This window comes from Wolbachia endosymbiont of Drosophila bocki (genome assembly GCF_028982005.1).
GTDB lineage: Bacteria > Pseudomonadota > Alphaproteobacteria > Rickettsiales > Anaplasmataceae > Wolbachia > Wolbachia pipientis.
Window position 1 is genome coordinate 1 of sequence record NZ_JAPQLG010000019.1, and the last position, 10,633, is coordinate 10,633.

Sequence of the window (10,633 nt, forward strand, 5' to 3'; positions counted from 1 at the left end):
ATAACCACGGGGCTTCTTTTGCCTTTTTTTTCATTTGGTAAATTTCTTAATGTTTATGGCTAAACGACAACCGTCATCCCGCTGCTTGTTAGCGGCTAAGGGATACCGCGAATGAATCGCGCTATGACGTAGGGATTGCATTAGCTATAATTCTTTAGTTTTCACTTTTCTTTTAACCTTGCAATGATATTTTCTTTGCCGATAAAAATTAATAGTTTAGCGAGCTCTGGTCCTGTTTCTGTTCCTGTTAAAGCTGAACGCAACTGCGTAAATAGGTTTTTTGCCTTTATATCCACTGTTTGTCGAATAGTTTTGACCCATTCTGACAACGTGTTTTCATTACAATCACCTTGGGGCAATGCATTGAACGCAATTTTTATAAGCTCCTTATCAAGAATCACAGGCTCTATATCGGATTTGCATATTTTCCACCACTTGGCCACCTCAGAAAACCTTTCTATATTGTTCTTTATAAAATACCAAAACTCTGAGGAGTCCACTCCAATTTGATTTAAACGTTCTTGTATAATTTCAAATGGCATTTGTTGCAGCACTTTGCAATTTAGCTTATATGCTTCACTCAAGCTAAATTGTGTACATGCTGAGCTAAATTTTTTAATGTCAAATGAATCAATCAAAGATTGCATACAGGCGCAAGCTTCAATTGGATTGGATGTTCCGAGCTTCACTAAATAACTAACTAGTGCCATCGGTTCAATTTCATCTTCTTTTATAGATTTAATGTCCAGCACGCCGGTTCGCTTGGATATTTTGCTATCATCAAAATGTAGCAGAGAAAGGTGAGCAAATGTAGGGATTTTCGCTTTTAATGCTTTAATCATTTGGAGCTGAACTGCGGTATTAGTTACATGATCTTCCCCGCGTACAACATGGGTTACATTAAAGTCAACATCATCAATAACAGAAGGTAACATGTATGTGTAAATTCCATCTTCTCTTTTTACCACAGGGTCACTTATGCTACTGGTTGCAATATTTATTTCACCTTTAACTTCATCATTCCATTTAACAACTTCATTTCTATCCAACTTAAATCTAAAATGTGGTCTTCTTCCTTCTTGCTCATAACTAATTTTCTCTTGCTCAGTTAGAAGTAACGCGCTTCTGTCATATACAGGGAGAAGTCCTTGTTTTAACTGCAATTTTCGTTTAATGTCTAACTCTTCCCTTGTTTCATAGCATGCATAAATATGCCCTTCTTTTATTAACTGCAAAAACACCTCGTTATAACGCTCAAAGCGCTCTGATTGCTTGAAACTTGCATCCCAATCTATGCCAATCCATTTTAGGTCTTCTATGATATCATTTATATATTTGACATCTGAACGCTGAAGGTCAGTATCATCAAAACGGAGTAAAAATTTTCCATTTTGATTACGTGTGTACATCCAACAAACCAAAGCAGTTCGTACGTTTCCTACGTGGAGGTAGCCAGTTGGGCTTGGAGCGAATCTTGTTAGCATTTAAATAGCAATATTGTTTACTCTAATTTATTTTAATTTTATATAAACATATGGCTAAAGCAAGTGAGATCTGCTAATACAATTGAGCAAGAGAAGAATAAGTATGGCTATAGCATTGTGGCACCTTTGATATTTGATGGATTAAGACCATATGATAAATTCAAGAAAATTCACAACTTGACGACAAAGGCTAATGTAGCATTATATTGGTATCATGACTACCTTAAAAAAGATGAGAGAAAAACTGCAAGATCAAATAAATTATCATAATGTTTTGTATCACCAAAAAAATAAGCCAGAAATAAGTGATGCTGAATATGATGAACTGAAGAAAAAGTTAGCTGAAATAGAGGCACAACTTCCAGAAGCTTATGCAACGCAAGATAGTGTTGGTGCTCCACCTGATGAGAGGTTTTCTAAGGTGGAACATCAAGAACCTATGCTTTCCCTTGAGAATGCTTATGATGAACAAGGTGTAGAGAAATTTTTGTCTAAAATAAAGAGGTTTTTAATTGAGGACAAAATAGAGATATTATGTGAACCAAAAATTGATGGGTTGTCGTTTTCTGCAATTTATGAGGATGGAAGATTTGTTAAAGCTGCAACTCGAGGTGATGGTTTTGTAGGGGAAGATGTCACTCACAATGTTGCAACAATAAAGGGCTTTCCTAAGTTTTTGCAAGGTGTGCAAGGAAGACTAGAAGTAAGAGGTGAAATATACATCAGTAACAGCGACTTTTTAAAGTTAAATGAAAACGATGAATTTGCCAATCCTCGAAATGCAGCCGCTGGTTCTCTAAAGCAATTGGATGCAAACATTACAGCAAGCAGACCTCTTAGATATTTTGCTTATTCTTTGATTGGTGGAGCAGAGAAAAGTCAAAGTGAAATACTAAATAGGCTTGAGGCACTTGGTTTTTGCGTAAATGAGCATCAGTCCTTAACGAGTAGTTTGGATGGAATGCTGAAGTTCTATAACGAAGTCTATAACTGTCGCTATAACTTGGATTATGATATTGATGGAATAGTCTATAAAGTAAATGATTTGGTACTACAAAATCGTCTAGGGAATACTCACAAAGCACCGCGCTCAGCACTTGCATACAAGTTTTCTGCGGTTTATGCAAAAACAAAGTTAAATAAGATATTTATACAGGTGGGCAGAACAGGGGTTTTAACTCCAGTTGCAGATTTAGTGCCAGTCAATATTGGTGGGGTGCTAGTTAGTAGAGCAAGTCTGCATAACCAAGATGAGATAAAACGTAAAGACATAAGAGAGGGAGATATTGTAACAATCAAAAGGGCAGGGGATGTAATTCCCCAGATCGTTGAAGTAAGCAGAGATTCTCGTCTTCCAAATACACCTGAATTTGTGTTTCCTGAAGTATGCCCTGAATGTGGTAGTAAAGTACGTCAGGTTGAGGGAGAGGCTGCAGTAAGATGTCCTGAGGAATTTGCCTGTAAAGCTCAAATAATAGAAAAACTAAAGCATTTTGTATCGAAAGATGCATTTGACATTGTTGGCCTTGGTGATAAGCAGATAGAGTTTTTTTACGACCTTGGTCTGATAAAACAAATTCCCGATATTTTTACTTTAGAAGAAAGATTGGATGAATTTAATCTGGAAGAACAGTCTGGTTGGGGCAAGAAATCAATAGCTCATTTATTAAATGCTATACAAAGCAGAAGGGTAATAACTCTAGATAGGTTTATATTTTCTTTAGGTATTAGATTTATTGGCCAAGTTGCAGCAGAATTGCTTGCAGATTATTATGTTTCTTATGATAATTGGTATAATTCGATGATTGAACTGTCATCAGATAATACTGAGCTAGTGGGTATAGACGGCATAGGAAAAAAAGTGGCTGAATCTTTGGAATCATTTTTTTCTAAGGAACATAACATCAAAATGTTAAATGATCTTACTGCTTGTCTTCAAATTCTTCCTGTGAGCTCCAACTCTAGTAACTCTGTTTTAAATAATAAAATTATAGTGTTTACTGGTAAGCTACTTGCTCTGAGTAGAGGAGAGGCAAAAGTAAGAGCCAAAACTCTAGGAGCAAAGGTCAGCTCACATCTTTCTGCTAAAACTGACTACCTAGTTGCAGGAGAAAAACCAGGATCCAAATATAAAAAGGCAGTGGAATTAGGTGTAGAAATTTTAGATGAAGACCAGTGGCATAAAGTGATAAGTTTGGGAGTGTTCAAATGACACTTGGATTGTATATTAAATCAAAGTTGCAAGACTATTTAGAGAGTAGCCAATTCTTTCCATCCAAGAATCATTTTATTGACTTGCCTCAATTTTTCAACAGAAGGCAAGTCTTCTGTGCTGAGTGGTAGGCGGACAGTTTGATGTTCTATGAGCCCAATATCATGCAAAAGTGCTTTAGTGGGTATTGGGTTGCTGGCAATAAATAACGCTTCGCAAGCCTGTTGCCAGATATCTGCCTGAGGGTTCCTGCCATTGAGGCACTTCTTAACGTATTCATGCGCTATGCGTGGCCAAACATTGGCAGCAACGGAAACCAGGCCAGCTGCACCATAAGCGGCCATATCAGATATCATATCATCATCTCCGCAAAAGACCTCAATATTTGGTGCAACTTTCTTATACTGAGCTAAAGTATCAACAGTACCACTTGAATCTTTGATAGCCCAAAATTTTTCGTGGCTGGATAAGTTGCGTACAGTTTCAGCGTGAAGACTCACTCCTGCTCTTGATGGAATATTGTAAAACATAACCGGCACATGTGCTTTCTCAAGCAGCTTTTCAAACCATAAAGTCTGCCCCATAATTCCGGGCTTTGCATAAATGGGAGTTGTCATTAGATAGCCATGAATAGGCATACCCTTGCAAAAATCAAGCCATTCAAGAGTCTGATATAGATTCACTCCTGGTACGCCAATTATAATTTTCGTATTTAATTTTAGCTTACATACGAATTCAACTAATGTACGCTTTTCAGAATCAGTAAGCGATAGGCTCTCACCTGTGCTACCTAGCAACACTACGCCATTTTCAGCTTTAACTTGCATTGTCAGTAAACGCTGCAAACTGCTATAATCTATGCTACCCCCATTGCAATTAAAAGGAGTAACACAAGCAGTCCATAAAAATGTAGATTTCAATTTAAATTGTTAAAATGGTATTTCATCGTCGAGCAGTTCATCTTTTTTATCGTTGTCAAAACTTTCGTGTTTATCTTGTTGTTCTGTTTCACCTTGTTTGTATTCACTTGGCTTGTAATCAGAATTTGGCGCACTATTTCGTGAATCCAAGAGAGTAAGAGCGCTATTAAAATTATATAGAACCACCTCTGTTGTGTATCTTTCACCACCGTTTTGGTCAGTCCATTTTCTAGTTCTCAAAGAACCTTCAACATAAACTTTACTGCCTTTGCGTGCAAAGTCTTTGACGATTTTTACTAATCCTTCACTAAAAATTACGATATTATGCCACTCCGTCTTTTCAGAGCGCATACCGGAAAGTTTGTCAGTCCAACTTTCAGACGTGGCTATTGAAAAACTTGCCATTTCTTTTCCATTTTGTGTAGTCCTAATTTCAGGATCTTTTCCTAAATTACCAACTAGTATGACTTTGTTTATGGTACCACCAGACATAATTATGCTCTAAATAAATCCTTTTATTATCTTATGTGAAAATACTATTGTCAAATTTAATTAAAAGTGCGCTTGGAGGGATTCGAACCCACGGCCTTTGCCTCCGGAGGGCAACGCTCTATCCAACTGAGCTACAAGCGCATATATATTTAAGTTATTTAATAGATAAGCCATCCAAGTCAAATTTTTGTTTTGGATAAAGCGTAAACATAATACTCCCATATCCAAAATATACATTTTGAGAATCATTCGCATGCTTTTTTATTGCTTTTTGATCTACGGTCCATACAAAAGTTACATAATTTTCAGTGACTGAGTGCACTTTTAAATCCTGAGTATTTATAAACAGTTTTCCATTTACCCATATTTTCCATGTATCGGGAGAAAGATATAAAATTGAGTCTAAACTCACTACCTTACCGTTGAAATTATCTGATACCTCCTCTTTTACAGCTCTTGAAGATCGTAAATTGAACTTTTCCATTTCATTGACCATTCTATTAACTGGCTCTTCATCAAAAAAAATGCTTTTTACGTTACTATATTGTGACAAAACGTCAAAGTCACTTTCCACTGCTTCTCTTATTATATCGTCCCGATCTGTATAGCTTAGTTTTTGATTGTTGATAAAGAAACACTCTTTTGCACGCAAATTTGCTATATCAATAAAATCGTCGATTTCTTGATTGCCAACTTTAAGAATACTTTCAAAATATCTTTTTTCTATCATCATTCCATACTGAGAATGATGACAAACCATTTCATCATTACCTTGTTTTTCTATATATACGCATAAATTTCCACTATTTAATCCTAATATTTTATGCTCAATAAAATCTTCATTGCCAATATATTGTCGGCAAGAATACTCTTTACAAATTTCTATGCTTTCTATGATATCTTCACAACTGCAATATGCATTAACATTGGAAATGAGTAGCGTAAAAATAAAAAACAGCTTTATGTTCATCACCTTATCTACTTAATATAGTATACCAATCAAAGACTATATTAGCTCTCACTATCTCTATCATATTACCATTCAAAATCTGATTCATAGTTGCAGCATCAATATTTCTCTGCTTATTTAAAATAAGAGATTTGATCATAACATAACCGGGCAGATTTGGAATAGACTGTAGAAATAAAAAAATATGCTTATCGCTGATTGAGCTTAAATTTAGGACCACTTCACTTTTTATTACTTTTGTGCGTTCACTTTTGTTGTGGGGCTCAACTTCTTCGGGTATAGAAATTGATATTTCAGGTTCTAATATATAGTACTTTTTATATAACTTGCTAAGCTCGAAATTTAAATTTGCAATGTATCTGCTACTATGTAAATTTGAAGAAGAAATTTTTTTCCATAAATCTAGGTTTTTATTTAGAACAACTTCCTTTTTTTGAATTCCAGTAATCTGTAAATTAATAGAACGTATTTTATCAATCGCAATTTGGTTTTTATTATAAATCTTTTCGTTATAGATAACAACATATGTTAATAACCCTATTAATCCAACAGATAATAACAAATACGATATAAACTGAATTGTAGCTTTTCTTTTTAATTGAGAGATAGTCATTAATCTACATTGCCTCTCCTATTTCAACATCAATAGATAGATTTTGCTCTTTAGCAGCAGGTAAGCTAGAAATATTAATGTCATAGGTACGAAAATTATCGTTTAAATTTTTTCGTAGTTTCTCGTATTGATGAGAAATATTTTTACCGGATTGAAAATTAAACTTTAAAGTTGTGGTAATATAACTTTTTGCCTCATTATAATTCCATTCAAATGATCGAAGCTCTATACCTGGTATTTTTAACTTTTCTACATACTTAACTTGTGTAAGAGGAGAGTATTCTATTTTTGATAAAATATTATTGATATTAATAAAATCATAAATTTCATCTATTTTTTTTACATTATAGCTTTGGCTAAGTTTTGTTAATTGGTTATTTAAGGTGTTCTGCTTTGCTGATAAATTATCAGCGACATTGAAATTTGAATACAAATTTAGCAAACAAAGGGTGTTTATTATAACTAAAACCAGGGCGAAGTATAGAAAAATTCGAGGAGAGTTTAAATAAAGGTAATTGAATAGATAAAATTCTTTAGTTTCCTTTGTATTAAAAATAGCTGCTAATTTATTCTTAAAGCTATGAAACAAAATTATGGTATCGCAAAAGTTATCTTTTTCACTTATAGCTAGTTCTGCTCCTAATAGTTTGCCTAACTCATATGGAGTTAATATGTTCACACTGTTCTCTGAAAAATTTATGACTGATAAACTAGCTTTGATATCTTCTGACACTATGATACAAAGGTCGATAGGGTTATTTTTTTCAAGCCCAAACTTAGTTAAGGATCGAATAGTATCTTGCACTTCCTGATATATTCCACCAGCGATAATTCCTGGTAAATTATCATTAGTAAATGATGTTAAGCGCGTAAATACCATTTTATTCTCTTTAAGAACCACTTGTCTATAGCCTCCCGTTTTAGTTGCAGCAACTATAATTTTCCAATTATTAGGATCTTTATGTAGAATCTTTTTTGTTATATTACTTATTTCTATAGGAAACATTAATATTCCCTTAAAGTTGGAGCCTATCTCAATAAACACATTCAACCAATATTCTACTAAATGCTTTGCTTTTGATGAAACAAGAAGATAGCACCAGTTTTGATTGAATTTGTTTGGCTTCTCAACCAAAAAAACTGAACTTATGTCATTATTACGAGAAAAATGCTCCATCTTTGTTTTTGCTGATAGATAGGCACTAATCTTGTTTGCCCTTGTAATAAACTGTAGCGAGTAATTTTGATCTGCATGATTAAGCACCAGGTATAAAGGTGCTTTTTTATCTGACGAAAGACATGAAATTAAATCGGAAACTGCTTTATCGTTTTTGCCCTTAACAAAATACCTTTTATTTAAAGTATTATTTTTAAAATATAGTAACATTATGCCTTCTTCTCCAATAGAAAGCATAAACTTACTTTTGGATTTTGAACTAAACATATTAACAAAGCATATACTTATCTAGAATTAAAAAGGCAATTTATTGAAATTCATTAAACGTTAGAGGGAAATATTGTTATAAATTTTCGCAGCAACATTATTTATATTATAATTTTTTTATAAAATTACCACTAATATTAAGTTATTTAGATAATAAATTAAGAAAATTCATTAAGACGAATTTGTTGTTTTTCAAATTGTAGGTAAACCTAAGCCACTTTAGCTATATCTGCCGATAGACTTTAATTAATAAGAGTTATTAATCTATTTACTATTCTTGTAATATTATTTCTAATGGTAAAGAAATATATATTTTTCTGGAACAGTTGTTATTTCAGATACAGAATTTATTGTAAGTAAACTAACCATTTGCTGAAGAGCGCTCATCTTCTGTGGTACTTGATGATGGAGCAACTAATTTGCTCAAAATCTCATCTTTTGGTCCCATAGCGTAAATGACACCATCTGACATGAGGATCACCTTATCAACTACGGACAATAACGGTAGCTTGTGAGTGATGATAACAGTAGTAGTATTTTGTTTTCTTGCAATGCCAATTGCATTAATTAAGCATGCCTCTCCATTGCTATCTAAGTTAGCGTTTGGTTCATCAAGTACTAAAAGTTTTGTGTGACCATAAAAAGCTCTGGCAAGTCCAAGAAGCTGTTTTTGGCCGCCAGAGAGCGTTACTCCTCCAGGACCTCCTATTGTTGTATCATATCCATTTGGTAAGCTTAGTATTAGCTCATGTATTCCTGCAATTTTTGCTGCTTTGATTATTTCTTCAGGATTTGGATCTGGCCTCATGCGAGCAATATTAGCTTTGACACTAGTGTTAAATAACTCAATATCCTGAGGTAAGTAGCCAACATAATTACCAAAATTTTCTCGATTCCAAGTATATACATCAGCGCCATCTAGTCTGACTACACCAGATATTGGCTTCCATACACCAACAGTTAATTTTGCGATAGTGGATTTACCAGAAGCACTTGCACCAATAACACCAACTACATCTCCAGGATCTATAATGAATGATATTCCTTTTACTGTCGGCTTATTGCTTCCATAAGGAGTAAAAAATACTCTATCAAATTCCAATTTTCCTTCAGGTTCTGGTAGAGCCATCGTTTGCTCTCTTTTTGGCGATGTTAATATAAGTCTTTGTAGCCTTCCATATGACATTCTAGCCTGATTTAAAAACTTCCAAGTATGAACCGCAGCATCAAATGGTGCTAATACTCTACCCATTAAAATTGAAGCAGCGATGATGCTACCGGCAGTCTTATGAGCTGTGATTGCAAGTAATGCACCTGTTCCAATTACTGATATTTGCAGAGTTGAGCGCAAAAACTTAGTGATTCCAGTAATTACATTAGAGCGATTTTGTGCTTTAATTTGCATTGCTCGATTCTGATCATTTCGTTTACACCAATCAGAGACTATGAATTCTGACATGCCCATAGCTTCAACCACTTCTGCATTTCTTGTTGCAACATCTATAGCATTGATATTCCGTATAGTTTCTTCGTTGGTTTCTTGTAATATTCGTTTAGTGGCAAGTTCATTCCATATTGCCATAGAGACTAATATAATAATTCCAGTAATAGCTATAAACCCCGTGGAGGTATGTATCATGAAAATCACAACAAGGTAAATTAACGACCATGGAGTATCAAACAGTGAGAATATACCATTTCCTGTAATGAAATTTTTTATCACTCCGAGATCTCGTATTGCTTCACCACTTGAAGTTGAGCTCTGCACTGACGTTAGCCTGATTGACCTTACTATCAGATCTGGTGTTGCAGTTTTATCGATCCAATCACCTATTTTTGCCATTGCTAAATATCGACAAGTTTCAAGCATTGCAGAACATGCAAATGCAGATAAAGTGATAATTGTCAGCATAGTTAGTGTTGATACACTTTCGCTCGATATCACCCGATCAAGCACTTGAGAGGTATAAAGTGGTAGGAATAACACTAATAAATTGATTCCCGCACTAAACCAAAAGATAAACCAAAATGCACTTTTGCATTTTTCTAGGCAAACATATAGAGTACTTTGCTTCAATTCTTTTTTTATTGATGGCGTAATTTCCACAATCTTCCCCTTAATTTGATTACATGCACCATATACAATTTTTATTACAAAAATATTAATAACGGTAGTTAGCTTACTTTAAGTGAGTAAAATATTAATATATGTGAATAGGAAATATAAACAATGGTAAAAAGAAGTATAGTTGATATTTCCTTCGTTGCCTATAGCGAAGCTACGTCATACCGCGATTCATTCTATAGCTGTACGAACATTCATTTTTGAAGATAAACTGCACAGCAAATGGTGTCATGAAAGTAGCTGACACTGGGATGGCTTTGTTGCATCGCTACTTATGAAAGGCTAACTATAATTAGGATTATGAGCAACTTATTGAAAATCTTGTTTTTTTGCAATCAATCTGATCAAATTTAAGAATAGTAATTTGTTATTT

General features: G+C 34.2%; 9 protein-coding genes and 1 tRNA gene. 2 read left to right on the forward strand and 8 right to left on the reverse strand.

Translation table 11 applies throughout. The features are described 5' to 3' along the window. Nucleotides 1–161 precede the first annotated feature (161 nt). A complete protein-coding gene (gene gltX, locus OZD61_RS00320; RefSeq protein ID WP_274979420.1) occupies nt 162–1,484 on the reverse strand; it encodes a glutamate--tRNA ligase in 1,323 nt (440 codons plus the stop codon). 63 nt (nt 1,485–1,547) lie between these two features. On the opposite strand from gltX, the gene OZD61_RS00325 reads away from it, so the two are divergent. Together OZD61_RS00325 and ligA are read left to right on the forward strand one after the other, a co-directional pair. Further along, nucleotides 1,548–1,754, forward strand: coding sequence for a hypothetical protein (locus OZD61_RS00325; RefSeq protein ID WP_274979421.1), 207 nt, complete (start codon nt 1,548–1,550; stop codon nt 1,752–1,754). Continuing rightward, on the forward strand, nt 1,699–3,696 hold the full coding sequence (gene ligA / locus OZD61_RS00330) for an NAD-dependent DNA ligase LigA (protein WP_274979422.1): 1,998 nt from the start codon (nt 1,699–1,701) through the stop codon (nt 3,694–3,696). The genes OZD61_RS00325 and ligA overlap by 56 nt, the downstream gene beginning before the upstream one ends. Before the next feature lie 38 nt (nt 3,697–3,734). Here the strand turns inward: ligA and dapA are convergent, their stop codons facing one another. The 7 genes from dapA to OZD61_RS00365 form a co-directional block, all read right to left on the reverse strand. Then, nucleotides 3,735–4,616, reverse strand: a complete 882-nt coding sequence (dapA, locus tag OZD61_RS00335) for a 4-hydroxy-tetrahydrodipicolinate synthase (protein WP_274979423.1) — start codon at nt 4,614–4,616, stop codon at nt 3,735–3,737. Nucleotides 4,617–4,625: 9 nt separating this feature from the next. Next, a complete protein-coding gene (gene ssb / locus OZD61_RS00340; protein ID WP_274979424.1) occupies nt 4,626–5,108 on the reverse strand; it encodes a single-stranded DNA-binding protein in 483 nt (160 codons plus the stop codon). A 67-nt stretch (nt 5,109–5,175) separates the two neighbouring features. After that, nucleotides 5,176–5,249, reverse strand: a tRNA-Arg gene (locus tag OZD61_RS00345). A gap of 13 nt (nt 5,250–5,262) precedes the next feature. Continuing rightward, nucleotides 5,263–6,078, reverse strand: a complete 816-nt coding sequence (locus OZD61_RS00350) for a hypothetical protein (RefSeq protein WP_264705397.1) — start codon at nt 6,076–6,078, stop codon at nt 5,263–5,265. A 4-nt stretch (nt 6,079–6,082) separates the two neighbouring features. Then, entirely contained in the window at nt 6,083–6,691 is a 609-nt protein-coding gene (locus tag OZD61_RS00355) for a hypothetical protein (RefSeq protein WP_274979425.1), read from the reverse strand. Nucleotides 6,692–6,695: 4 nt separating this feature from the next. Continuing rightward, complete coding sequence (locus tag OZD61_RS00360) at nt 6,696–8,135, reverse strand: hypothetical protein (RefSeq protein WP_274979426.1); 1,440 nt, start codon at nt 8,133–8,135, stop codon at nt 6,696–6,698. Nucleotides 8,136–8,496: 361 nt separating this feature from the next. Beyond that, nucleotides 8,497–10,242: a type I secretion system permease/ATPase gene (locus OZD61_RS00365; protein WP_274979427.1), complete on the reverse strand. Its 1,746-nt coding sequence runs from the start codon at nt 10,240–10,242 to the stop codon at nt 8,497–8,499. Nucleotides 10,243–10,633 lie beyond the last annotated feature (391 nt).

What these genes read in the sequence shown, in the direction of transcription:
- gltX (WP_274979420.1), bottom strand. Translation starts at nt 1,484, where the DNA reads ATGCTAACAAGATTCGCTCCAAGCCCAACTGGCTACCTCCACGTAGGA.
- ligA (WP_274979422.1), top strand. Translation starts at nt 1,699, where the DNA reads ATGACTACCTTAAAAAAGATGAGAGAAAAACTGCAAGATCAAATAAAT.
- ssb (WP_274979424.1), bottom strand. Translation starts at nt 5,108, where the DNA reads ATGTCTGGTGGTACCATAAACAAAGTCATACTAGTTGGTAATTTAGGA.
- OZD61_RS00350 (WP_264705397.1), bottom strand. Translation starts at nt 6,078, where the DNA reads ATGAACATAAAGCTGTTTTTTATTTTTACGCTACTCATTTCCAATGTT.
- OZD61_RS00355 (WP_274979425.1), bottom strand. Translation starts at nt 6,691, where the DNA reads ATGACTATCTCTCAATTAAAAAGAAAAGCTACAATTCAGTTTATATCG.
- OZD61_RS00360 (WP_274979426.1), bottom strand. Translation starts at nt 8,135, where the DNA reads ATGTTTAGTTCAAAATCCAAAAGTAAGTTTATGCTTTCTATTGGAGAA.